25 protein-coding genes and 1 other RNA gene are annotated in these 22897 nt (G+C 43.8%); 14 read left to right on the top strand and 12 right to left on the bottom strand.

Annotated features, from left to right (window positions below):
• A partial coding sequence (locus VPNCDNU1_RS16935; protein ID WP_272897578.1) for a transketolase-like TK C-terminal-containing protein occupies positions 1–479 on the top strand: 479 nt, incomplete at its 5' end.
• Between the two features lie 60 nt (positions 480–539).
• Here VPNCDNU1_RS16935 and VPNCDNU1_RS16930 read toward each other — a convergent pair.
• Entirely contained in the window at positions 540–776 is a 237-nt protein-coding gene (locus tag VPNCDNU1_RS16930; protein ID WP_104401394.1) for a hypothetical protein, read from the bottom strand.
• Between the two features lie 303 nt (positions 777–1079).
• Here VPNCDNU1_RS16930 and epd point away from each other — a divergent pair, with 303 nt between their 5' ends.
• From epd to mscS, 4 genes are all read left to right on the top strand, one after another.
• The gene (gene epd, locus VPNCDNU1_RS16925; RefSeq protein WP_104401393.1) at positions 1080–2105 is read left to right on the top strand and encodes an erythrose-4-phosphate dehydrogenase; all 1026 of its coding nucleotides are present in this window, start codon (positions 1080–1082) and stop codon (positions 2103–2105) included.
• A 139-nt stretch (positions 2106–2244) separates the two neighbouring features.
• Positions 2245–3405, top strand: coding sequence for a phosphoglycerate kinase (locus tag VPNCDNU1_RS16920; RefSeq protein ID WP_104401406.1), 1161 nt, complete (start codon positions 2245–2247; stop codon positions 3403–3405).
• 152 nt (positions 3406–3557) lie between these two features.
• Positions 3558–4634, top strand: coding sequence for a class II fructose-bisphosphate aldolase (gene fbaA, locus VPNCDNU1_RS16915; RefSeq protein ID WP_101112551.1), 1077 nt, complete (start codon positions 3558–3560; stop codon positions 4632–4634).
• A gap of 297 nt (positions 4635–4931) precedes the next feature.
• Positions 4932–5798, top strand: a complete 867-nt coding sequence (gene mscS, locus VPNCDNU1_RS16910; protein WP_101112550.1) for a small-conductance mechanosensitive channel MscS — start codon at positions 4932–4934, stop codon at positions 5796–5798.
• A gap of 106 nt (positions 5799–5904) precedes the next feature.
• Here mscS and VPNCDNU1_RS16905 read toward each other — a convergent pair whose 3' ends face one another.
• On the bottom strand, positions 5905–6393 hold the full coding sequence (locus VPNCDNU1_RS16905; RefSeq protein WP_104401392.1) for a YbaK/EbsC family protein: 489 nt from the start codon (positions 6391–6393) through the stop codon (positions 5905–5907).
• A 27-nt stretch (positions 6394–6420) separates the two neighbouring features.
• Complete coding sequence (locus VPNCDNU1_RS16900) at positions 6421–7050, bottom strand: LysE/ArgO family amino acid transporter (RefSeq protein WP_104401391.1); 630 nt, start codon at positions 7048–7050, stop codon at positions 6421–6423.
• A gap of 137 nt (positions 7051–7187) precedes the next feature.
• Between VPNCDNU1_RS16900 and VPNCDNU1_RS16895 the strand changes: the two genes are divergently transcribed.
• Positions 7188–8084, top strand: coding sequence for a LysR family transcriptional regulator ArgP (locus VPNCDNU1_RS16895; RefSeq protein WP_104401390.1), 897 nt, complete (start codon positions 7188–7190; stop codon positions 8082–8084).
• 82 nt (positions 8085–8166) lie between these two features.
• Positions 8167–8862 carry an oxidative stress defense protein gene (locus VPNCDNU1_RS16890; protein ID WP_104401389.1) on the top strand — a complete coding sequence of 232 codons (696 nt, stop codon included), beginning with the start codon at positions 8167–8169 and terminating at the stop codon, positions 8860–8862.
• Positions 8863–8970: 108 nt separating this feature from the next.
• On the opposite strand, the gene serA is transcribed toward VPNCDNU1_RS16890, so the two are convergent.
• From serA to zapA, 5 genes are all read right to left on the bottom strand, one after another.
• Positions 8971–10200 carry a phosphoglycerate dehydrogenase gene (gene serA, locus VPNCDNU1_RS16885; RefSeq protein ID WP_104401388.1) on the bottom strand — a complete coding sequence of 410 codons (1230 nt, stop codon included), beginning with the start codon at positions 10198–10200 and terminating at the stop codon, positions 8971–8973.
• A gap of 254 nt (positions 10201–10454) precedes the next feature.
• Positions 10455–11111 carry a ribose-5-phosphate isomerase RpiA gene (gene rpiA, locus VPNCDNU1_RS16880; protein WP_104401387.1) on the bottom strand — a complete coding sequence of 219 codons (657 nt, stop codon included), beginning with the start codon at positions 11109–11111 and terminating at the stop codon, positions 10455–10457.
• A gap of 121 nt (positions 11112–11232) precedes the next feature.
• The gene (locus tag VPNCDNU1_RS16875) at positions 11233–11856 is read right to left on the bottom strand and encodes a 5-formyltetrahydrofolate cyclo-ligase (protein WP_104401405.1); all 624 of its coding nucleotides are present in this window, start codon (positions 11854–11856) and stop codon (positions 11233–11235) included.
• Positions 11857–11859: 3 nt separating this feature from the next.
• Positions 11860–12043: non-coding RNA, 6S RNA (ssrS, locus tag VPNCDNU1_RS16870), on the bottom strand.
• A gap of 4 nt (positions 12044–12047) precedes the next feature.
• Positions 12048–12350: a cell division protein ZapA gene (gene zapA / locus VPNCDNU1_RS16865; RefSeq protein ID WP_101112543.1), complete on the bottom strand. Its 303-nt coding sequence runs from the start codon at positions 12348–12350 to the stop codon at positions 12048–12050.
• A gap of 237 nt (positions 12351–12587) precedes the next feature.
• On the opposite strand from zapA, the gene VPNCDNU1_RS16860 reads away from it, so the two are divergent.
• The 3 genes from VPNCDNU1_RS16860 to VPNCDNU1_RS16850 are packed head-to-tail and all read left to right on the top strand — an operon-like array spanning position 12588 to position 15565.
• Positions 12588–13157 (top strand): YecA/YgfB family protein, encoded by a 570-nt coding sequence (locus tag VPNCDNU1_RS16860; protein WP_104401386.1) that lies wholly within the window; start codon positions 12588–12590, stop codon positions 13155–13157.
• Positions 13158–13170: 13 nt separating this feature from the next.
• Complete coding sequence (ubiH, locus tag VPNCDNU1_RS16855; RefSeq protein ID WP_104401385.1) at positions 13171–14349, top strand: 2-octaprenyl-6-methoxyphenyl hydroxylase; 1179 nt, start codon at positions 13171–13173, stop codon at positions 14347–14349.
• Position 14350: 1 nt separating this feature from the next.
• Positions 14351–15565, top strand: coding sequence for an FAD-dependent 2-octaprenylphenol hydroxylase (locus tag VPNCDNU1_RS16850; protein WP_104401384.1), 1215 nt, complete (start codon positions 14351–14353; stop codon positions 15563–15565).
• Between the two features lie 98 nt (positions 15566–15663).
• On the opposite strand, the gene VPNCDNU1_RS16845 is transcribed toward VPNCDNU1_RS16850, so the two are convergent.
• From VPNCDNU1_RS16845 to ygfZ, 3 genes are all read right to left on the bottom strand, one after another.
• Entirely contained in the window at positions 15664–15870 is a 207-nt protein-coding gene (locus VPNCDNU1_RS16845) for a DUF1107 domain-containing protein (RefSeq protein ID WP_104401383.1), read from the bottom strand.
• A gap of 557 nt (positions 15871–16427) precedes the next feature.
• Complete coding sequence (locus VPNCDNU1_RS16840; protein WP_104401382.1) at positions 16428–16907, bottom strand: aminoacyl-tRNA deacylase; 480 nt, start codon at positions 16905–16907, stop codon at positions 16428–16430.
• A complete protein-coding gene (gene ygfZ, locus VPNCDNU1_RS16835; RefSeq protein ID WP_104401381.1) occupies positions 16897–17862 on the bottom strand; it encodes a tRNA-modifying protein YgfZ in 966 nt (321 codons plus the stop codon). The genes VPNCDNU1_RS16840 and ygfZ overlap by 11 nt, the downstream gene beginning before the upstream one ends.
• A 241-nt stretch (positions 17863–18103) precedes the next feature.
• Between ygfZ and VPNCDNU1_RS16830 the strand changes: the two genes are divergently transcribed.
• On the top strand, positions 18104–18364 hold the full coding sequence (locus tag VPNCDNU1_RS16830) for an FAD assembly factor SdhE (RefSeq protein WP_101112536.1): 261 nt from the start codon (positions 18104–18106) through the stop codon (positions 18362–18364).
• Positions 18365–18786: 422 nt separating this feature from the next.
• On the opposite strand, the gene nadB is transcribed toward VPNCDNU1_RS16830, so the two are convergent.
• Positions 18787–20397 (bottom strand): L-aspartate oxidase, encoded by a 1611-nt coding sequence (gene nadB / locus VPNCDNU1_RS16825; RefSeq protein WP_104401380.1) that lies wholly within the window; start codon positions 20395–20397, stop codon positions 18787–18789.
• 319 nt (positions 20398–20716) lie between these two features.
• On the opposite strand from nadB, the gene rpoE reads away from it, so the two are divergent.
• The 3 genes from rpoE to rseB are packed head-to-tail and all read left to right on the top strand — an operon-like array spanning position 20717 to position 22894.
• Positions 20717–21295: an RNA polymerase sigma factor RpoE gene (rpoE, locus tag VPNCDNU1_RS16815; RefSeq protein WP_104401378.1), complete on the top strand. Its 579-nt coding sequence runs from the start codon at positions 20717–20719 to the stop codon at positions 21293–21295.
• A gap of 25 nt (positions 21296–21320) precedes the next feature.
• Positions 21321–21938 carry an RseA family anti-sigma factor gene (locus tag VPNCDNU1_RS16810; protein ID WP_104401377.1) on the top strand — a complete coding sequence of 206 codons (618 nt, stop codon included), beginning with the start codon at positions 21321–21323 and terminating at the stop codon, positions 21936–21938.
• A complete protein-coding gene (gene rseB / locus VPNCDNU1_RS16805; protein WP_104401376.1) occupies positions 21935–22894 on the top strand; it encodes a sigma-E factor regulatory protein RseB in 960 nt (319 codons plus the stop codon). Before VPNCDNU1_RS16810 ends, rseB begins: the two co-directional genes overlap by 4 nt.
• Positions 22895–22897 lie beyond the last annotated feature (3 nt).

The following is a 22897-nucleotide window of genomic DNA, read 5'->3' as shown; positions in this document are numbered from 1 at the left end:
CTATCGAACGCAGAGATGGTCCAACGGCGCTTATCTTCTCTCGTCAGAACCTAGCACAGCAAGAGCGTAATGCTACGCAAGTGGCTGACATTGCCAAAGGCGGCTACATCCTGAAAGACAGCGATGGCAAGCCAGAGCTTATCTTGATTGCAACGGGTTCTGAAGTTGAGCTAACCATCGAAGCCGCAGCGCAACTGACTGCAGCAGGTAAGAAAGTACGCGTAGTATCTATGCCTTCAACGGATGCGTTCGACAAGCAAGACGCCGCTTACCGTGAATCGGTACTGCCTTCAGACGTGACTGCTCGTATTGCAGTGGAAGCGGGTATTGCTGACTTCTGGTACAAGTACGTCGGCTTTGACGGTCGTATCATCGGTATGACAACGTTTGGTGAATCTGCACCAGCAGGCGAACTGTTCAAGATGTTCGGCTTTACGGTTGAAAACGTAGTCGAGACCGCTAACGAACTGTTGGCGTAACCACCTCCCAAGCCTATAAAGAAAAAACCGAACCATCTCTGGTTCGGTTTTTTTTTATGTCTATTCGAATTCGTTACCCTGATTCTTTAGCTCTTTTGTATGGCACGTTTTACAAGTGACATAGCGATCCATATCGTAGTAACTGCCGCCATTAATAATGGTATGAAGAGAGAGCTTTATTCTGCCCAGTAATGAAACATCTCTGTCATAACTACTTGGCTTGCGTACCAAGGTTTCTGTATGTGATGTCGTTTTTCGGCACGTATTGCAATACTGTTCGGCAGACCATTCCGTCATCTATTTGTCCTTTGGTGAGAAAATGAGGGTAGAAAGCGCCAAAGGGTTGTTACTTGGTTTTATAAATATGAATGTTAAAAAACTCAACTAGTGGCATAGTTGAATGCGAGTGACTTCAACTTTAAGAATCGCTTTGTTACATCAAAGGTTACGAGCAGCCATTGCTTTCATTGGAGGGCTTAGCATTCTTTCTGCAAGTCATTTTTATGGAAAGAAAGAGCTTGATAACACTAAGGCTACCTGTGAACTTTCAGTAATATCAGTTACTATCTGTACCACGCAATTTATGTGAGGGCAGCAGAGATGCTAAAAGTCGCGATCAACGGATTTGGTCGAATAGGGCGCAACGTGTTGCGCGCGGTTTATGAAAGCAGTAAAAACCAACAGATCAAAGTGGTTGCCGTCAATGAGCTCGCGCAGCCAGAAGCAATGGCGCATCTTCTCCAATATGACACCTCGCATGGTCGATTTTTTAAAAAGATATCTCACGACCAAGAGCATCTTTTCATTCATCACGAGAGCGGTGAGCGTGATTCTGTTCGTATTCTGCATCTAGAAGATATTGAGTTACTTCCTTGGCGAGATTTAGAGGTTGACATCGTACTGGATTGTACAGGTGTGTATGGCTCTCAAGCTGATGGGCAAAAACACATTGCGGCAGGTGCCAAGAAAGTCCTGTTTTCGCATCCGGGTGCAGGTGATTTAGACAATACCATTATTTATGGTGTGAATCATGAATCCATCAAAGCAGAACACAAAGTCGTATCCAACGGCTCCTGTACGACAAACTGCATCGTACCCATCATAAAGGTACTTGATGATGCCTTTGGTATCGATTCGGGAACCATCACGACCATCCATTCATCTATGAACGATCAGCAAGTGATTGATGCTTATCATCCAGACTTGCGACGTACTCGAGCAGCCAGTCAATCTATCATTCCAGTCGATACAAAACTGCATTTGGGTATTGAACGTATATTCCCGAAATTTTCTAACAAATTTGAAGCAATTTCGGTTCGAGTACCTACCGTAAACGTCACTGCAATGGATTTGAGTGTAACAATAAATACAAATGTGAAAGTTAATGACGTAAATCAAACCATTATTAACGCTTCTCGGTGTACATTAGACAACATTGTTGACTATACTGAGGCGCCGTTAGTTTCCATCGACTTCAATCACGACTCCCACAGTGCCATAGTGGACGGTTCACAAACACGAGTGAGCAACGGACATCTTGTTAAGATGCTGGTGTGGTGTGATAACGAATGGGGCTTCGCTAACCGGATGCTGGATACCGCGATTACCATGCACGAATTGGGTTAAATCAAGCGGTAAAAGTTTTAATTTTGGGGCTTGAAATAAATGTGTTTTGCCCCAAAGTAAGCACCAGAGAAAGAATTTATTGGCTGAGCATGATGCTGGGCTACCAAACTTTAAAATTGAAACATTGAGAGGACAAACCATGTCTGTAATCAAGATGACTGACCTGGAACTAGCAGGTAAACGCGTATTTATCCGTGCTGACCTAAACGTACCAGTAAAAGACGGTAAAGTAACTTCAGATGCTCGTATTCTAGCATCTCTACCAACTATCAAGCTTTGTTTAGAAGCTGGTGCAAAAGTAATGGTTACTTCTCACCTAGGTCGTCCTACTGAAGGCGAATACAACGAAGAGTTCTCTCTAGCTCCTGTAGTTAACTACTTAAACGACGCACTAGACTGCGACGTTAAACTAGCTAAAGACTACCTAGATGGTCTTGAGCTGAACGCTGGTGAACTTGTTGTTCTTGAAAACGTTCGCTTCAACAAAGGCGAGAAAAAGAACGAAGAAGCGCTTTCTAAGCAATACGCATCTCTATGTGACATCTTCGTGATGGACGCATTCGGTACGGCTCACCGTGCACAAGCATCAACTCACGGTGTTGGTACTCACGCTCCTGTTGCATGTGCTGGTCCTCTTCTTGCTGCTGAGCTAGAAGCACTAGGTAAAGCTATGGATAACCCAGAGCGTCCACTAGTAGCTATCGTAGGTGGTTCTAAGGTTTCTACTAAGCTGACTGTTCTTGAGTCTCTATCTAAAGTTGCAGACCAACTTGTTGTTGGTGGTGGTATCGCAAACACGTTCATCGCTGCTGAAGGTCACAACGTAGGTAAGTCTCTATACGAAGCGGATCTAGTTGACACTGCTAAGACGTTAATGAAAGAGTGTGCTATCCCAGTAGCGACTGACGTTGCATGTGCTAAAGCATTTGACGAGAACGCAGAAGCTGAAATCAAACACGTTTCTGAAGTTGCAGACGACGACATGATCTTCGACCTAGGTCCAGATTCAACAGCTGCTCTTGCTGAAATCATCGGCAACGCAAAAACCATCCTTTGGAACGGCCCTGTAGGCGTATTCGAATTCAAGAACTTCGAAGCGGGCACAGCGGGCATTTCTAAAGCAATCGCGGAATCTGCAGGTTTCTCTGTAGCAGGTGGCGGCGATACACTAGCAGCAATCGACAAGTTCGGTATCAAGGCTGATGTTTCTTACATCTCTACAGGTGGCGGCGCATTCCTTGAATTCGTTGAAGGTAAAGTTCTGCCAGCAGTAGCCATGCTTGAAGAGCGTGCTAAGTAAGAATAACTGAAAGCGGGAGTGAATCCCGCTTTCTTGTTTGCTGCACGCCAAATGGTTCTCTGTTAGAATACCCCGCGTTGTGAGCAAACGTTTGCAAGAATTTAAACTTAATCAGTTTTATTTTAAAACGACAGATAAATAGGATTACATCCATGTCTAAGATCTTCGACTTCGTAAAGCCAGGTGTTATCACTGGTGATGACGTTCAGAAAGTATTTGAAGTTGCTAAAGAAAACAACTTCGCACTTCCAGCGGTTAACTGTATTGGTACTGACTCTGTAAACGCAGTACTAGAAGCAGCTGCAAAAGTTAAAGCGCCAGTTATCGTTCAGTTCTCCAACGGTGGTGCTGCTTTCTTCGCAGGTAAAGGTCTAAAACTTGAAGGCCAAGGTCTACAAATTCTTGGTGCTGTTGCTGGTGCAAAATACGTACACGCTGTAGCTGAAGCTTACGGTGTACCAGTAATCCTACACACTGACCACGCGGCTAAGAAACTACTTCCTTGGATCGACGGTCTGCTAGATGCTGGTGAAGAGTTCTTTGCTCAAACTGGTAAGCCTCTATTCTCTTCACACATGATTGACCTTTCTGAAGAGTCTCTAGAAGAAAACATCGAAATTTCTGCTAAGTACCTAGAGCGCATGGCTAAAATGGACATGACTCTTGAAATCGAACTAGGTTGTACTGGCGGTGAAGAAGACGGCGTAGACAACTCTGATATGGACGCGTCTGAGCTATACACTTCTCCAGAAGACGTAGCTTACGCTTACGAGAAGTTGAATGCTATCAGCCCTCGTTTCACAATTGCTGCTTCTTTCGGAAACGTACACGGTGTATACAAGCCTGGTAACGTTGTATTGACTCCAACAATCCTGCGTGATTCTCAAGCATACTGTGCAGAGAAGTTTGGTATTGCACCTAACGCTCTAAACTTCGTATTCCACGGTGGTTCTGGTTCTTCTCAAGAAGAAATTCAAGAGTCTATCGGTTACGGTGTTATCAAAATGAACATCGATACTGATACTCAGTGGGCAACTTGGGATGGTATCCGTGCATACGAAGCGGACAAGCACGATTACCTACAGGGTCAAATTGGTAACCCTACTGGTGATGATGCGCCTAACAAGAAGTACTACGATCCACGCGTATGGCTACGTGCTGCACAGTCTTCAATGGTTGTTCGCCTTGAGCAAGCATTCGCTGACCTGAATGCAGTAGACGTTCTTTAATTCTTTCGAATTAAACTGAAAAGCCCGCTCATTGAGCGGGCTTTTTTATGCTTGCTATCTTTTCAAACACCGCTAGAGTTGGATGAGTATTACTCTGTTGATTGCATAATCCTTTCGCTAAAAGCCCAAGTTTTTAAGTTGTAGTCTCAATATTAATGTGTCGATGACTTTCATTGAGTTCAATTGTAAGATATTTTGTCGAAATTCTGTCGCAGAGATGCACCGCCCTAAATTAGTGAAGTCACTAACTTGGATAAGGTACATATATTCAAATAAGAAACCTAGAGGTAAAAAGGAATGGCAAGCGAACCATCAGTGGTTGATAACCTAAACTTAGCAGGAGGAGTCAGTAAAATGGAATCTTGGCTGACAAACAACTCAGATCTGATCATTCAGTATGGTGTAAACATCATTTCAGCAGTACTGATACTGTTTATCGGTAACATCATTGTTAAAGCTATCGCTAACAGCGTAGCGAAAGTGATGAAGAAGAAGAACATGGATAAAGCGGTGGTGGAGTTTATCCATGCGCTGGTTCGTTACTTGCTGTTCGTTATTGTTCTTATTGCAGCATTAGGTCGTTTGGGCGTTCAAACTGCTTCAGTGGTTGCGGTTATTGGTGCGGCTGGCTTAGCGGTTGGTTTGGCACTGCAAGGTTCTCTGTCTAACTTCGCAGCAGGTGTCCTTATCGTCGCGTTCCGTCCATTCAAGTCGGGCGATTACGTTGAAATTGGTGGCGTATCCGGTTCTGTTGAGTCTATCCAGATTTTCCAAACCGTTCTTACTACACCAGACAACAAGATGGTTGTAGTGCCTAACGGTGGTGTTATTGGCGGTCCAATTACAAACTACTCTCGCCACCAAACACGACGTATTGACCATGTTATTGGTGTTTCTTACAACGCTGATCTTAAGAAAACTCAAGAAATCATCGCAGAGACATTGGCAAAAGATGAGCGCATTTTGAAAGATCCAGGCGTGACGATTGGTGTGGTTGCACTTGCTGATTCTTCAGTGAACTTTGTTGTTCGTCCTTGGGTGAAAACCGCTGACTATTGGAATGTTTACTTCGACTCTCTTCAAGCAATTAAAGAAGCGCTTGATGAAGCGGGTATCGAAATTCCATTCCCTCAAATGGATGTGCACTTGAATAAAGTTGATTAATTTTGACTTGCTTTGTGGATTAAGACTCTTTCATTGAAATAAGGCGCTTACTCAGTTAAGCGCCTTTGTTTTTGAATCTTGTTTTGTGATTTATCTTGAGTGTCAGCTATTCAGATAACGTATGAATCGGATTCTCTAGAGACTCCAGCAGCTTTTCTAAATAGACAACCTTAATTCCAATCGTTACAGCAGGATCCCCTGGTGTATAAAGCAGCTCATCATGCTTCAGAAGTGCAATATCCAAAACGATGGGGACTGAATGAGGTAATGTGAACGGGCAAACAGCCCCAGCTAAACAACCTGTTTCCGCTGTCATTTCTTTATTATTACAGATAGATACACGCTTTCCTAAAAGCTCTTTAATTCCTTTAGCATTGAGGCGGCTATCTTTATCGGTTAAGTAAAGTGCGTAACCACCACCCTTAACTTTCAAAAATAAGCTTTTAGACAACGTACCTGTCCAGCCCAATTCCTTGGCAACCACTTCATCTGTCGCAAAATCCAAAATTGGGCGATGTTGCCATTCATTGAATGGGATGTTCAGTTCGTTTAAAAGATCGATGTTCCGTTGGTAAATCTGTTGAATTACATCCATGTCATATCCTTATGTTTGAACAAGCATCTACATGTATTGCTGCCATAACCCATTCGCGAGAATTATTGCGATAGTGAACATCATTGCGGCCACACCAATATCAATCCCTTTCTTTACTTTAGGTTTAGAGAGTGTAGGTCCCAACTTTGCTGCGCCAAGGGATAAGCTGTAAAACCAAGCAAATGACGCCAGTACTGTACCTATAGCAAAAGCAATACGATCTTGTCCTTCGTATTGTCCTCCGATAGAGCCCAAAATGACGACCGTATCTAAATACAGATGAGGGTTAAGAACGGTAACTGCGAGCGCCCCTAAAACGACTGCACGCTTTCCTCTTGCTGTGATTTGGGCGCTAGATTCTCTTTGTTCTGCTGGAGCAAAAGCACTCCTTAGAGACATAAGCCCATAGATGGTCAAAAAAGCGATGCCACCCAGAGTGACAGAAGTGAGCAGCAATTCATTTTGAGACAAAATTGCTCCACCACCAAAAATACCTAGAGAGATGAAGAAAACGTCCAATAAGCTACAGATCGTCGCGGTCGTCAGATGGTGATTGCGCTTAATGCCCTGGTTTAGCACATACGCGTTCTGCGCTCCAATCGGAATGATCATAGTTGCGCCTAACCCAAAACCTTGCAATAACACCCAGAAGTTCACAACGTTACCCTTACTTAAAAATAGAAATATCAAGAAATGAGCCGCAAGGATAAGGGGAATAAGAAAATAAATTAAACTAATAATTTTAATGAATGATAAGTTAAACTTATATCTTGGGTGCGAGAGTAGAGGGAAATATGCGAGGGTTAGATTATCGATGGATTGAAGCGCTAGACAGCGTGCTTAATCAAAGAGGTTTTGAACGAGCCGCGGAGCAGTTATGTATCTCCCAATCGGCCGTATCTCAAAGGATTAAACAGTTAGAAAAATGGTTGGCGCAGCCCGTATTAGTTCGGGAGCAGCCACCTAGAGCGACTCAAGCTGGTAAGAAATTACTGGGGTTGTACCGCCGAGTTTGCTTACTGGAAGAAGAGCTTTTACCCGAGCTTAGCGCTGAAAACAGTGAGCGCCCATTGTCTGTCGCCTTGGCGACCAATGCCGATAGCCTTGCAACTTGGCTTTTACCCAGCTTATCGCCGCTGCTGAAACAAAAGCGAATTGAGCTGAATTTAGTGGTAGATGATGAAGGAAGAACCATTGATAAGCTTCGAAGTGGTGAAGTGGTTGGAGCAATAAGCCTTGATTCTCAGCCGATGTCAGGATGTGACGCCGACTACCTAGGAAGAGTGGATTATTTGTGTGTGGCAAGCCCAGACTTTTGTCAGATGTATTTTCCCGAAGGTGTGAATAGAGAAGCGTTAAAACGAGCGCCAGCAGTGGCTTTTGATCAGCATGATGATATGCATGAAAGATTTGTTCATCAACATTTCAACTTACCAATTGGAAGCGTATTGAAGCATACAGTTCGAAGCTCAGAGGCATTTGTTAAATTGGCTATCAGTGGTGTGGCTTATTGTTTGATCCCCAGGCAGCAAATAGAATCTGAACTCAAACAAGGGGTGTTGATAGACATCACACCGAGTTTTTTCCTCTCTCATCGCATGTACTGGCATCATTGGCAGTTAGAGAGTGGGGTACTAAAAGAAGTATCCCAGTCAATTATTCAATACGCGAGGCAGCATCTCCCTCAGTAAACTTTGTGTCAAATATGAATATGAATGGAATCAATCTCTGATGTTAGCGTCTATTATAGCGACGAACCCTTAGGAGAACGGCATGAAAAAATTATCGATGATCGGTGTGTTGCTCATGGGAGTAATGATGGCTCCTGTTAAAGCAGAAGAGCTTTCATTTCCGCATATTTCTACGTCGGGGCACGGCGAAGTTACAGCTGTACCAGATATGGCAGAGTTTACTGTTCAAGTGGTAGAAACCATGTTGACAGCAGAGCAAGCGAAGCAAGCGGTAGATAAAGCTGTGAGCTCCTTTGTTGAGCGCCTTACTGTTGCCGGAGTTAAGCGAGATAACATTGCCAGCACTAATTTGTATTTAGCGCCGCAGTATCACTACCCTAAAAGTGGCAAAGTCGAACTGGTTGGATATCAAGCTTCCCGCAGTGTTACGGTGACCGTTGAAGCTTTAGGTAACTTAAACAGTTATTTGGATGGTGCCTTAGGTGATGGGATTAATCGCATTGACGATATTCAATTAAAAGTAAAAGACGAATCCAAGTATCAAGAACAAGCGCGTTTAGCGGCAATCAAAGATGCGACTCAGAAAGCGAAATTTCTCGCGAAAGGTTTTGAGCGTGAAGTGGATGGCGTTTGGAGAATCAGTTACGACAATAATTCAAACCGTCCAATGCTAATGCGAAGCATGGCACTTGGTGCAGAAAAGGCATCCAATACCTATCAAGATTCCAGCATTGTTATCCGTGATAGGGTGGATGTGATTTACAAGCTGAAAGATTAGGCGATTGAAGTTTTAATTAAAAAGGGGGACACCGATTGGTATCCCCCTTTTTAGTTTAACTAAGAAAGTGCTAATTTAGCTAAGAAAGCCAATACTGCCTTTCATTTATTAGTGAAGAATACGAGCTCGAATAGTACCTTCGATTTCTTTCAGCTTTAGTAATGCTTCTTCAGAGCGATTCGCTTCAACATCAATAACCACATAACCCATTTCAGAACTGGTTTGTAGGTACTGACCTGCGATGTTAATTCCTTCTTCAGCGAAGATGGTGTTAATTTGCGTCAGAATACCTGGGCGGTTTTCATGAATGTGAAGTAGGCGAGATGTTCCTCTGTGCTCAGGCAGTGAAACTTCTGGGAAGTTGACACTGGATAGAGTTGAGCCGTTATCTGAGTATTTTGCTAGTTTCCCAGCAACTTCAACACCAATGTTTTCTTGTGCTTCTTGGGTGGAACCACCAACGTGAGGAGTCAGAATACAGTTATCGAACTTAAGCAATGGAGACTCAAACGGATCAGCGTTGGTTTTTGGTTCAACAGGGAATACGTCGATTGCTGCACCAGAAAGATGTTTGGTTTCTAATGCTGAAGCGAGAGCTGGTATATCAACGACAGTACCACGAGCGGCGTTGATGAAAATAGAACCTGGCTTCATGCGAGCGAATTCAGCTTCACCCATCATATTCTTAGTGCCGTCCGTTTCAGGAACGTGCAGCGTAATCACATCACATTTGTTTAGCAGTTCACTCATAGTGTGAACTTGGGTTGCGTTACCCAATGAAAGCTTATTCTCAATATCGTAGAAGTAGACACGCATGCCTAAGTTTTCAGCAATAATACCCAGTTGAGTACCGATGTGACCGTAACCAATGATACCTAAACGTTTACCACGTGCCTCGTAAGAGCTGTCTGCACTCTTCTTCCAAATTCCACGGTGTGCCAGTGCGTTCTTTTCAGGGATACCACGAAGCAACAGAAGGATTTGCCCCAATACCAACTCAGCCACACTTCGGGTGTTGGAAAAAGGAGCGTTGAACACTGGAATACCACGTTTTGCAGCAGCGCCAAGATCAACCTGATTGGTTCCGATACAGAAACACCCAACAGCGACCAATTTTTCCGCCGCTTGGAAAACTTTTTCAGAAAGGTTAGTACGGGAACGAATACCGATGAAATGCACGTCTTTAACGGCTTCTAACAGATCTTCTTCCGCCAATGAACCTTTTACATACTCGATGTTGCTGTAACCGGCCCCTTGAAAAACTTCAACTGAAGAAGGGTGAAGCCCCTCGAGAAGGAGAATTTTTATCTTATCTTTATCCAGTGATACTTTGGCCATTGATTATCGTCCTTAAACTTCGGGCTATAAGCTGAGTACAGAAGAGGCACGCAAACGTTTTCCTTCTGTATATATTGAACAATAAAGTAACAAAAAATATTCGCTTTGGGTAAGAAAATTACGGAATAAGGAATAATTTCTTAAAGAAAAATAAGAGAAAACGGCACCTATAGGTGCCGTTTGTAATCAAATGACGGAAATTGGTGTTAACCATCGCATAAAAATGCAATTATCGAACACCAAAATGTATGGTTTTACTCTTCGATTTTTGCACCGTCAGGTGTGCCAGTTATCACGACATCTGCACCTCGGTGTGCGAATAGACCAACTGTTACGACGCCCGCGATCGCATTGATTTTGTCTTCTAGCTCTTTTGGATTTGTTATTTTTAATCCGTACACATCCAAAATCATGTTGCCATTGTCTGTTACCACACCTTCACGATAAACCGGATCGCCACCTAACTTGAGCAATTCTCTTGCAACATAGGAGCGAGCCATCGGGATCACTTCAACAGGAAGTGGGAACTCACCTAATACGTCTACGGTTTTTGTTCCGTCTACAATACACACAAATTTCTTTGAGATAGCGGCTACAATCTTTTCGCGCGTAAGAGCCGCACCACCACCTTTGATCATTTCGCGGCTTGGGTTTACTTCGTCAGCGCCATCAATGTATACATCTAGCTCGAATACGTCGTTGCATTCAAAGATCTCAATCTCAAGCTCTTGCAGCCTTTTGGTTGACGCTTCTGAAGAAGAAACAGCACCTTTAATCTCTTCTTTTATTGATCCGAGTGCATCGATGAAGTGATTGACGGTCGAGCCCGTACCAACGCCAACAATACTGCCCTTCTCAACATACTTCAGTGCAGCCCAGCCAGCGGCTTTTTTCATTTCATCTTGAGTCATGCCTTTCTCCAGAATTTAGGTGAATAAATAAAAGTTGCGCGATTATACCTGCAAGTTATGTAAAGGTGCAGTGATCTACGTGAATATATTGATACTGAAGTCGACTAGCTAACGTATTTGTTTATGGCTTAACGCTATTCCACCGCCAAGTTTTTGAAGGGGTCACGATAGTTTGTAGAGGAATGTCCCAAGCTTCCACAGGAAGAAGAGGGACCTGTTGGCAATCGTGAGCCAAACCAATTGCCTGATTCCCTGATGTCGCTTCCCAAGACGCTAGGGTTCGATCGTAGTAACCCCCGCCCATACCAAGCCTTTGCCCTTGATCGTCAAATGCGACTAGTGGGGTATAGATAATATCAATCTCGTTAACAGGCACAATTTGAGACGTGTTCAATTTGGGCTCTGCAATCTTGTATTGATTGGCAACCATATCTGTCTTTGGTGTGTATTCTAAGAAAAGTAAGTGCCCGTTGGAGAAAGGGTGAAGCACGGGCAAGCAGACCTTTTTCCCCATGCTCCAGTACCATTCGATAACTGGTGTTAGGTCGAGCTCACCATCAACGGCAAGATATAGTGCGACGGTGTTGGCATCGGTAGCGCCAGAGTGCTTTTTTAGTTGCGTCAGCAAACAATGAGAGGCTTCGATTTGTTCTGCATTGGAAAGTTCTCGCCTTTTGCTGCGTATGTTCTTTCGGATGCATTGCCGCTGCTCTGCTGATGCTTTTGAAGGCGTAAAAGATTTCATATGAGGAACCCCAGAGTGCCGTTGAGGATTGTGGCCCTTGAACCAGCTGGTTCAAGGCGGATCAGCAATGATAACCGTAGGCTTCTCGGTACGAGCCGAGCTTGCTCAATAGTTTTCAAGTACTAACCCTTAATTATTGCTTATCGGCTCAGGGACTTAAATCCGCTGACGCACACTCCAGGGTAAAACTGTTATTCGCGTCCTAGCTGTTTGAGCGCACCATCCAGTGACGCCGAGAGCAATTCCATTCGCTCTGTTATTTCTGTGGTTTGACCATGTACTTCTTGCTTAGAGATTTGCAATTCGTAACAGATGTTCAAAGCAGCAATCGTTAATAGCTTTTCTGTATTGGTTACCTTAGTTCTTTCCGCCATTTCATTCAATCGCGTATTCAAATCTTCGGCGGCTTTTAGCAGTGACTCTTCTTGCCCCGGTGGACAATTCACTCGCGTAAGCTTCCCCAATATTTCAACTTCAACTGCTTGACTACTCATTACGGTACACTCTCGACCAAACCAAAGACAGGGAGTACAAGCTCACTTCTGTCAGGGAGGAAACTATAGGTAAACCGACCTTAAGATTCAAGCCCTTCCATCTTTGTTTCCTAATATTGCGGGACTAACTACACACGAAATCAACAAATTGAACACGCTATGTTCAGCTATACATTTTCGCTAAGCGCCTTAAGTGATAGGATTAGCCCAACTAACTTACATTATAGCGAATCCCTTATGAGTGAAGTGAATTATCCTGCTTTTCCGCAACTCGTTAATGAACTTAAGACAGCACAACTTGCGGTATCACCCGCTGAGTTACATGGCTTATTGACCGGAATGCTAAGCGGCGGATTAGCGATTAACGATAACAGCTGGCAGCCTCTGTTATTTGATTACACAAATGATGGGCTAGGTTGGCCAATAAGTACCGTTGGTGTTGCTGAAAGCTTGCTAAAAGCAACATTAAGTGAGCTGGCAAATGATCAATTTGAGTTGACCTTAATGTTGTCGGAGTCGGATTCTGATTTGTTTGCTACCGCTGATGGGTTGTCTGAATGGGTGAACCACTTTATTTCTGGTTTAGGGTTAGCCAACCAAGCGATAAACAAAGCACCAGTAGATGTAAAAGAAGCTCTGGGTGATTTGGAAGAAATTTCTAAGTTGGGTATTGATGAAGAAGACGATTTAGAAGAGCAAGCCGATTTGCTCGAGCAAGTGATCGAGCACGTTAAAGCGTGCGTATTTACGGTGCATGCCGAGTATGGTGTGAAACCGAGTGAAAACAAAAAGCCGACTATTCACTAAGTAGGAAAGCCTCATGACACAATATGATGTGGTCATTGCTGGTGGAGCAATGGCGGGTGCAACACTAGCATTGGCATTGAATCGACTAAGCAACGGTGCATTGTCTATTGCTGTTGTTGAACCTTTTCAGGTCGAGCACTCTCTTCATCCTGGCTTTGATTCTCGCTCTATTGCGCTTTCACATGGCACTTCGCTAATACTGGAAGAGGTCGGGCTCTGGGAGCAAATCCAGCCTTTTACTACGCCTATCGAGCATATCAACGTATCCGACAAAGGGCATGCCGGTTTAACCGATATCACCAAGCACGCTCTGAATTTGGACGCGCTAGGGTATGTTGTTGAATTAGCGGATGTTGGACGAGTTTTTCAGTCGCTATTAGATGGAGCCGATAACATTGATTTTCTTTGCCCTGATTCCGTGAGCAATGTGTCGAGAGAAAGCAATACGGTGACAATTACATTGTCGTCAGGGGCTTCAATTGAAGCAAAGCTGCTTGTTGCGGCAGACGGCGCGTTGTCGCCATCTGCCCAGAGTATTGGCTTACCCTTGCAAGAGCACGACTTCGAGCAAGTTGCACTCATAGCGAATGTCAGTTTGTCCCAACCCCATCTTGGACACGCGTTTGAACGGTTTACGGAGTCTGGTCCTCTTGCTTTGCTGCCAATGTCTGACAACCGGATGTCACTAGTGTGGTGCTTATCTCCTGAATCGGTTGAAGATGTCGCCAAGCTTTCCAATGAGGATTTCCTGACCAAATTACAGCAATGTTTTGGCTGGCGTTTGGGGCAATTTACAAAAGTTGGAGAGCGGGCATCTTACCCTTTGCTGTTGCGTTCTCGTGACCGCATCGTATCGCATCGATTTGCTGCCGTGGGCAACGCAGCGCAAACTTTGCATCCCATTGCTGGTCAGGGGTTCAATTTAGGCATTCGAGATGTCGCGACACTTGCAGAGCAAATCTTAGCCAATATTAAGGATCCTGGTCACTATAGTGTTCTTAGTGCATATCGAAAGAGAAGAGAACAAGATAGAAAAAGCACGATTGAACTGACATCTGGCCTGGTTCATCTTTTTTCGAATGATTTTATTCCAATGAGAGTGGGGCGAAATATTGGATTGATGGGGTTTGAGGCCTTAGGTTCGATGAAAAGCCCTTTTTTGGCACGAACACTCGGTATGGTAGAAAGATAATATGATGCAAAGTTTTGATATCGCCATCATTGGCGGCGGAATGGTAGGGTTAACGGTTGCAGCATTACTTCAAGACAGCGATTTAAGAATTGCTGTCGTTGAAGGGAAGTTGCCAGAAGAACACTTGAACGAACTGCCAGATGTTCGTGTATCTGCATTGAGCCGAGCCAGTGAAAACATCCTCAAGAATGTTGGCGCGTGGGCAGGCATTGAAGCCCGCCGGTCTTCGGCATATGACGCCATGACAGTCTGGGAGCAAGACAGCTTCGCAAAAATTGAATTTTCAGCTTCAGAAATCCATCAAAAAGATCTTGGGCACATCGTTGAAAACAGAGTGATTCAGTTAGCGTTGCTTGAGCAAGTTAAGAGCCAAGATAATGTTACTCTTTTCGCACCAGAACGATGTAAAGACGTGGTGATGGGAGAGACGGAAGCTTGGGTCACTCTTGAATCCGGTCAGTCATTTACGACTAAGTTGTTGGTAGGGGCTGATGGTGCGAACTCTTGGCTACGTAATAAATCCGATATTCCCTTAACTCACTGGGATTACGGTCATTCCGCTATCGTTGCAAACATCAGAACGGCAGAACCTCATGGCGGTGTGGCGCGGCAAATATTTACACCGGATGGACCTCTTGCATTTTTGCCTTTGGGTGAGTCAGATCTTTGCTCTATTGTTTGGTCTATTGACCCTTTGAAAGCTGAATTATTAATGGATTTGGACAGTTGCGAATTCAATAAAGCCCTAACGACCGCCTTCGATGGGCAGCTTGGATTATGCGAAGTACAGGGTGATCGGCAAGTCTATCCTCTTAAGATGCGTTATGCGCGTGATTTTGTGCGTGATCGAATCGCGTTGGTTGGAGATGCCGCCCACACCATTCACCCATTGGCGGGACAAGGGGTCAATTTAGGTTTGCTCGATGCTGCTAGTTTGGTGCAAGAGGTGGAGCGATTGTGGCAAAGTGGTGAAGATATCGGTCTAAGACGCAACTTACGCCCATTTGAGCGCTGGAGAAAAGCGGAAGCAGCAAAAATGATTGCAGCTATGCAAGGTTTTAAAGAATTGTTTTCTGGAGAGCATCCCGTTAAAAAATGGGTTCGAGGGGTTGGTTTGACAATAGGCAATACCGTGCCAATGGTCAAAAATGAGTTGATACAGCATGCTATGGGATTGAAAGGGAACTTACCTGACGCGACCAAAGCTAAGCGTTAAAAAATAATCACGCTAGAAAGTCGGCTCAGTAAAAAGTTACGGGCATGAAAAAGGGTCGACAAGTCGACCCTTTAAAATTCTTTTTGCACATTTAATAATTATGCATACGCACATCTTAACCGCATGATTTCTTGATTAATTTCTTTAACGGTTTTGAAGTGTCGTTTCTCCGCTTTTTCAGGAAGAATTAACTTGCCATTATCAAATTCAAATTTCCCCACGCCGTAAATATAAATCCTACCTTTAAACAACCGACTTACGTGTTTAGCTATCATACTTGGTGTATAGCGCTTAAACAGTCTCATACTTTTATCCTTATTATGTGTTGCGCCACGAATTATACGAAATTTCGTGTGTCAGTATTGTGACTGAACAGGGGTTAAATACAGCTTAATGCTATGTTTTTAGCGTTTTGTGCCGCTCTTAGCATTTTATTGATATAAACGTCTCATTGATGTGACGCTCTCCTCATTTTATGCCGCTAGCCCCTGTAAATCATGCAGCAATACCGTGTCATGATTTTATGACATATATAAGAATAGACCATGTCAGAAATAAAAAAGTTTCATGAAAAAAAAGCCCGATATAAATATCGGGCGAATAGTCACAGATGCATTACACAAAAAGTGGATTTAACTGATTAATTCAGCGGATTCACTTTCCTTGTTAAATGAGGGCTTTAAGCTCAACTGAGCAAGGGGAACTCATATTAACAAGTAACATTTACACTACATCATAATTGTCGAGATCACTATTTATTCATTTAAATAAGATAAAAATTCACTTGGTAAAATTATTAAACGTGAGGTAGATCACTTAAATAATGAAAAGTGAGCGGGTTTTATTGGTTTTGCGCTGGATTCTAACGTGAAATTTCACTGATTGTCGGCGAGACAAGTTTTAAAAGATCATCCAAATTGAGCTCAACCCCTGCCATATTAGAGCTACTGCTGATAGTCACGTGTTCTAACGAAGTGATCCTCTTATCAAAAATAATGGGTATTGTCGTTTCTAATAAAATAGGAGCGACACAGCCCACTGAATAGCCAGTCACAGATTCAACTTCCTGAGCTGACGCACAGGTGATTCGCCTAGAGCTCAATACGGCGCGTACCTTTCTAGGGTCGGCTTGATCATTCCCAGAGACGCATGCGAGTACATAACTTCCACTCATGTCTTTGAGTAGAATGCATTTCACCATAATGTTTGGCGAAATCCCCCGTTGGCGGGCAGCATCGTGAATACTGGTTGCAGGGGTTTTGTGAGGGAGCAAGTGAAAGGGCACTTGCTGCTCACTTAAGTATTGGGTAATACGAGTTTGAATTGTTGAGTTAGTCTTCATCTAAGGAATAAGGTAAAGGCAATATTGTCCAAGTTGTACCTTCTTGACCTTTCACTCGAAGTGGTGTTCCTTCTTCAAGGTTGTTTGGCAAAATAATCAGCCCCTCAGCTGCATTGTCTTGATATTCAAATTGTGCGATTAAATGACCTGCACTACGCCAATTCTCGCCCACTGCACGCTCTATTTCTGCCTGTTCGGGAAGGGTATCAAGAATATCGCCTGCGACACGATACAGTGCTCGCTTGTTGGTTCCTCTATATTTCGCTCGTGCAACCATCTCCTGACCGGTATAGCAACCTTTGGTAAAACTAATACCGCCCAAGGCTTGGAGGTTCATTGCTTGTGGAATATGTTGAGATTGCTCTTTTTCATCGACACGAGGAAGCGCTTCCTCAATATCATATTTGTCCCACAGTGATTCATGAACCACAGCATCGTGTTGATCTTCAAATAAACGTTCTGCGATCGATGATTCTAGCAACAATAACCAACGTTTATTGCTTATGCGAACGGCCGTTCCACCGTCTATGCTACGCACATTGCTGCGATTATCACTGAGCGTGTCAATCCAACCTTCGGCGTTTTTACCGCTTATACCAATAAGTACATCAGCCCCTTCCTCAATGGTGACTTTTGAGAATACTGCGTACTTTTTAATCTCGGTAAGCTCGGTTGCCAGTGCACTTTTACGGTGCACCATGGCATAGCCTTCATTGTGGTGGAACATGTTAAATATGCTCCACATTTTCCCTTTTGCATCACAATGAGCACCGTAAGTCGACTCAGAAAGTTCTAATGAAACCACATCACACGTAACTTGACCTTGAAGGTACGATTTTTTGTCTTCGCCTACAAAAGTAATGGTGCCCCACGAAGGGAGAGGGCAAATAGCGAATTCTGGTAACTCAGTCTGAGTGGATAATGAGATGGAAGATAAGTTTTCAAGCCAATCCATTGTTTCTAAACCTTAAGAGATGTTTGATGTAAGTATGTTAATGCTATACCTAGGCAACCTCAAGGCGTTCCATGTGCAGAACGAAGCAACGTTACTTTTTATGCTTTCCATTAGTAAAGGAAAAGTTGAAATTGGTTAACCTAAATGACGAGAGCAAATCACACTCTGTGACTCGCATAATAGCTGTCGGGTAATGAGATTGATACACTGCCCACACAAAGGAGTCATCAAAGGAATAATAATGTACACCGCCGAAGAAAAAGCCCGAATTAAGTGGGCATGTCGCCGTGGGATGTTAGAGCTTGACGTAGTTATCATGCCATTTTTTGAAGAGCAATTTGAAAGCTTGTCGGAACAAGAACAAAAAGATTTTGTTTCTCTTCTTGAGTGTGATGATCCTGATTTATTTACTTGGATTATGGGGCACGGAAGGAGCGACAATCTAAGCCATGCTTCTATGATAGACAAAGTCGTTGCATACAACCTCAGCAAAGTTCGCTAATTTAAAACTGTCCCTCAGTGCCCGGCTATGTCAGCTTTTTATTCTGGCAATACTTAGTTGGGCACTTGCTGCTTCCCCAGCACCAATTGCCCTAACGCTATTTGTGTTCACAGCAATTCTGATTCCTTTGCTATCTAAATTCATACAACCTTCTTCTGAAATTTTACTCACATGGAGCGAGAGTGGTGAGTTCAGAATCAATAGAAAAAAGAAGATATTGGATCGTGCGTGGCTAGAATGTTCTGCTTTGATGACTTTGCTCATTTTTGATGACAAATCGAGGATCTTGGTTTGGCGAGATGCCTGTTCTGACAAAGAATACCGAGCGTTACTCCGCTATTTGCGTTGGCAAAAAGGCAATAAAAAAGAGCACTCAACAAGTGCTCTTTAAATGTGTTCGCTACATCGTAAAATTGTAAAGACTAAAATTTTTCGGGAGTTAAAATAGTCGGTCCGCTATTTTCAGCCAGTTCTGGATAATCCAATGTGTAATGCAAGCCGCGGCTTTCTTTTCGTTCCATAGCGCAACGAACCATGAGTTCTGCTACTTGCAGTAGGTTACGAAGCTCTAATAGGTTATTGGATACACGGAAATTACTGTAATACTCGTGAGTTTCTTGTTGTAGCAATTGGATGCGGCGCAATGCGCGCTCTAATCGCTTATCGGTTCGTACAATTCCCATGTAGTCCCACATAAACAAACGCAACTCGTGCCAGTTATGTTGAATCACAACTTCTTCATCTGAACAAAGAACTTGGCTTTCATCCCATTCAGGTAAGGATCCTGCTAGCTTGGCATCACTAATTTTGTTAATGATGTCATCCGCTGCAGAACGTGCATACACAACACATTCGAGAAGAGAGTTAGAGGCCATTCTGTTTGCACCATGTAGACCGGTATAACTCACTTCACCTATTGCATAAAGATGACTTAAGTCCGTTACACCTTGTTGGTCAACCATGACGCCACCACAGGTATAGTGGGCTGCTGGGACGATGGGTATCGGCTCTTTAGTCATGTCGATGCCAAGGTCTTTCAGGCGCATATCAATGGTTGGAAAGTGTTTCGTGACAAATTCAGGGTCTTTATGGCTAATGTCTAGGTACATGCAATCTGCACCCAGCCGCTTCATCTCAAAATCAATAGCACGTGCAACGACATCACGCGGTGCGAGCTCGCCTCGCTCATCAAAATCTTGCATGAAACGCGAGCCGTCGGGTCTTCTTAAATACGCTCCTTCGCCTCGCAAAGCTTCAGTCAGCAAGAAATTGCGAGCTTCAGGGTGGAAGAGACACGTTGGGTGGAACTGATTGAATTCTAAATTAGCAACGCGACAACCTGCTCGCCATGCCATTGCAATTCCATCCCCTGAGGATACATCAGGGTTAGATGTGTATTGGTACACTTTAGAAGCGCCACCCGTAGCTAACACAACAAACTTAGCTCTGACGGTTTCGACGTGCTCTTGATTCCTGTTCCATATATACGCACCAATGACTTTTTTCTTATCACCGCCAATTTTGTCTTCAGTGATTAGATCCAAGGCATTGTGGCGTTCCAATACGTGAATATTTGGATGGTTGTGCGCGTTATCCTGAAGAGATGTTTGCATTGCCATGCCTGTTGCATCTGCCGCATGTAGAATGCGTCGGTGGCTATGGCCGCCTTCCCGCGTTAGGTGGTAGCGCGGGCTTTCGTCCGAATCATTCTCTTCGCGATCAAAGGGTACCCCACCGTCGATTAACCACTGAACGCTTTCTTTTGCATTCTCGGCAATGAACTTAACGGTATCTTCTTCGCATATTCCACCACCAGCGATTTGGGTGTCCTGAACATGCGATTCAATGCTGTCCGATTCGTCAAATACTGCAGCAATACCGCCCTGAGCATAGTATGTGGCCCCTTCACTACGAGGTCCTTTACTCAACACGATGACTTTGCCATGTGGCGCTACTCGTAATGCGAGAGACAATCCTGCCGCTCCACTGCCAACCACTAATACATCGCATTGATGTTCTCGGTTATCGTTCATATAACTTTAAAAATCCCAGGTTATCTTAGAGCCTGCCCAAATTGACTCTATAAGCAATTAGCGTTTCGCTAATCCTGTAACGCATATCTTCTTGGTGGTGATTATTATCTTTATCTGCACCCGTTTGAGCAAATACAATGAAGGTTACATCACATTGCCAGACAAATTTGTTAAAAAAAATTCGTCGGATTGAACTTTCTTTGACTATATCAGTCACAATAGTGCTCATGTAGGCGGTGGTGTCAATACTACATTTGACAGAACTTAATGTTCATACCTGTGAAGGTAGGGGCAAATAACAATAGGAGTGGACGCTCGAATGAGCGAGCAGTTAACCGATCAAGTACTAATTGAGCGTGTCCAACGAGGAGATAAACAAGCATTCAATCTTTTGGTTATCAAATATCAAAACAAAGTTTGCAACTTGATTTCTCGATATATAAACAACTCTGGTGATGTTGCAGACGTTGCACAAGAGGCTTTTATTAAGGCGTATAGAGCCATCCCAAATTTTCGGGGAGAAAGTGCGTTTTATACTTGGTTATACCGGATCGCCGTTAATACAGCTAAAAATCATATTGTTGCCCAAGGGCGCAGACCTCCCGCAACCGATTTGGATGCAGAAGAGGCCGAATATTACGAAACTGGTGGCGCATTAAAAGAAATATCGAACCCAGAGAACATTACGCTGTCCAAAGAATTGAAACAGGTTGTTTTCGAAGCGATTGAAGCGTTACCAGAAGATTTAAAAACAGCAATGACATTACGAGAATTGGATGGTCTTAGCTATGAAGAAATAGCCGAGGTTATGGATTGCCCTGTCGGGACGGTTCGTTCTCGTATATTCCGTGCTCGTGAAGCGGTTGAGAAGAAAATTCAACCACTTCTACAGCGTTAGACCAATGAGTTAAATGGTGAAAATAATGGCTGACAAAGAACAACTTTCAGCACTCATGGATGGAGAAAGCGTGGATCAGGCTCTGATTTCAGAACTGGAACACGATGCAGAAGGTCTGAAGTCTTGGCAGAACTATCACTTAATTGGTGATGTAATGAGGGGGGAAGATCCAAAACGCGCCGATTGGGATATTGCAAACAGTGTTGCGTTGGCGTTAGACAGTGAACCGGCTCATTCTCCAATGCACGTATCGGATCATGTTGTCACCCCTGCTATTGAGTCACAGCCGACTCCTGAGGTTGCACGTGTAAGTATGCCTGGTTGGATGACTCAATTTGGTCAAGTTGCCATGGCTGCCTGTGTTTCACTGGTTGTGATTCTAGGTGTGCAGCAATACAACGGTCAAAGCGGTGTGCAGTCAGAAAATGAACTACCAGTACTGCAAACTATTCCAGTGATTGGTAGTGCTGAGCCTGTAAGTTTGGCACAAGAGTCTATTGCCCCTTCTTCTAATGAAGCACAGTTGATGGAGCAACGTAAGCGTGTTAACGCGTTACTTCAAGATTACAGTATGCAATTGCGCCTCAATAGTGCAGTTATGAACGAAGAAGTCGCGCACTCTACTAAATCGGATCTAGAATGAAAAAAATCCTGATCAGTGTGCTGGCACTGTTCAGTTTGAATGGATACGCCGCCTCTGCAGAGGAAATCTCTGCTGAGGCGTTGTTGCATCAAATGAACGAAGCAAGCCAGCAATTGAGCTATGAGCTGTCATATATTCAAATCAAGAAAAACAGTATAGAACCTCTCCTTTACCGACATGGTCGCCGAGATGACAAGCAATTTGCTCGCTTGGTATACCTTAGCGGTCCTTCTCGTGAGGTTATTCGACGAGATAACGAAATAAGTTACTTTGAACCAGGAGTAGATCCATTTTCAATCGAATCTGGGGAAATGGTTGCACCTCTGATCCCATTGATCAACACCAATGTAACGGTGTTGGAAGATCACTACGATTTTGTAAAACTGGGTCGAGCGCGCGAAGCGGGCACGCCTTGCCAAGTCATTCGTATCGTCCCGAAAGATGGACAAAGATATTCTTATGTTCTTTGGGTCGATGAGCGCACTCACCTTCCTCTTCGTGCAGATTTAGTGGATCGTGATGGCGAAGTTTTGGAACAATATCGAACCATATCCTACGCAGTAAACGACAAGATTTTTGACTTGCTTGCAAGATTGGGTGAAGCTCAATTGCCTGACGCTATTTCATTGCCTGAAAGTGAAGCCAAAAGTTCGTTTTGGCAAGTGGGTTGGGTCCCTAATGGGTTTAAAGCAAATCCAATGAATCGATACAGAATGGGTATGACCAATAAAGTGGTTGAAAGCCAGATGTTTAACGATGGCCTTTTTAGCTTCTCTGTGTATGTATCTGAAAAAGATGACCTTTCTTTGAAGGGGCAACTGGTTCGCCAAGGTCGCCGTACTTTGCATAGCTTTGTCAGTGGTAATGTAGAGGTTTCTGTTGTCGGTGATATTCCTCCCTCAACGGCCAAACGTGTGGCACAATCAGTCACCATGACGGCTAACAAAACCCAGTAACTC

The organism is Vibrio penaeicida (assembly GCF_002933855.1).
GTDB classification, from domain to species: Bacteria; Pseudomonadota; Gammaproteobacteria; order Enterobacterales; family Vibrionaceae; genus Vibrio; species Vibrio penaeicida_A.
The sequence above is the reverse complement of the archived record's forward strand: the minus strand, read 5'-3'. Positions and strand labels throughout refer to the sequence as shown.